Source organism: Streptomyces flavofungini (assembly GCF_041028215.1).
GTDB classification, from domain to species: Bacteria; Actinomycetota; Actinomycetes; order Streptomycetales; family Streptomycetaceae; genus Streptomyces; species Streptomyces flavofungini_B.
In genome coordinates, this window is sequence record NZ_JASKYR010001570.1 from 1 (window position 1) to 401 (window position 401).

Below are 401 nucleotides of genomic sequence, written 5' to 3' on the forward strand. Positions count from 1 at the left end.
GTCCGCCAGGGTCGACCGCACCACCGGAGCGTGCTCGCCCAGGCTGCCGATGAGCTGGAGCAGGTCTTCGACGGACCTGCTCGTGGCGGCGGCGTGCACCGCCTCGGCGCTGCTGTGCGGGTCGTGCGGGGGACGCGAGAGGAGCTGGACGAGGCGGGTCACCTCGGGGATCGGCCGCTCTTCCGCGGCGTGCCGGATGGCCTCGTCCATGTGGTCGGCGGGGTGCTCCGGCGGGCCGAGCAGCTCCACCAGCCGGGTGACGTCGTCCACGGAACGGGCGACGGCGGCCAGCCGCAGCACCGACGCGGCGGTCGGCGCCCCCTCGGGGGTCTGCTCCAGGCGGGTGACCAGGTCGGCGACGTCGTCGAGGGGCCGTGAGACCACGGCGACCCGTATGAGCT

General features: G+C 75.1%; 1 pseudogene. It reads right to left on the reverse strand.

Annotated features, from left to right (window positions below):
• Positions 1-384 (reverse strand): annotated as a pseudogene (locus AB8Z36_RS42225) (hypothetical protein); the annotation flags it as partial.
• Positions 385-401: the final 17 nt, after the last annotated feature.